The organism is Terrabacter sp. MAHUQ-38 (genome assembly GCF_014518425.1).
Lineage (GTDB): Bacteria > Actinomycetota > Actinomycetes > Actinomycetales > Dermatophilaceae > Terrabacter.
In genome coordinates, this window is record NZ_JACVCU010000018.1 from 1 (window position 1) to 829 (window position 829).

The following is an 829-nucleotide window of genomic DNA, read 5'->3' on the forward strand; positions in this document are numbered from 1 at the left end:
GACTACGCCGTCGTGGTCGTGGGGGACACCATCGCCCTCACGGGCGAGGGGCGCTCGACCGCCACGCTCGACCTCCAAGGCGGCCAGATCGCGCTGCTGGACGCCGTCGCCGCCACCGGCACCCCGATGATCGTCGTCCTGATCCAGTCCAAGCCGAGCACCCTCCCGGAGTCGGCACTGAACGCGGCAGCCGTCATCGAGGCGTTCAACCCGGGCATGCGCGGTGGCCGCGCCATCGCCGAACTCCTCCTCGGACTCATCGAACCCAGCGGCCGGCTCCCGATCTCCTTCGCCCGCCACGCCGGACAGCAGCCGGTCTACTACAACCAGGTCCGAGGCCAGCACGGGAGCCGCTACGCGGACCTCACCCAGGACCCCCTGTTCGCGTTCGGCGAGGGCCTCACCTACACCACCATCACCTACTCCGCCCTCGCCGTGCACGACCCGGACGTCCCCGCGGACGGCACCGTCAACGCGACGGTCCGACTCACCAACAACGGAAGCCGCCCGGCCCTGGAAACGGTTCAGGCATACGTCAGCGACCTCACCACCAGCGTCACCTGGGCCGAGCAGGAGCTGAAGGCATTCACCCAGGCCGAGATCGCCCCCGGCGAAAGCCTGGACGTCGACATCAGCATTCCTGCCTCGCGCTGCTCACTCGTCACAGCGGACAGCCGCCGCGTGGTCGAACCAGGGGAGTTCGAACTCCGCGTCGGCCCCAGCTCACGACGGGAGCAACAGCTGAGCGCAGCATTCCGCATCCGGACGTGAAGCCGCACACCGGCCACGAGGAGCTCGGCCAGCGATCAGCCCGGGGGGTCGACGATCG

At 69.5% G+C, this 829-nt stretch carries 1 protein-coding gene; it reads left to right on the forward strand.

The annotated features are described in order from the left end of the window. Window positions 1-771 (forward strand): glycoside hydrolase family 3 C-terminal domain-containing protein (locus H9I49_RS23320; RefSeq protein ID WP_188032803.1); only part of this gene is annotated, 771 nt, incomplete at its 5' end. Window positions 772-829 lie beyond the last annotated feature (58 nt).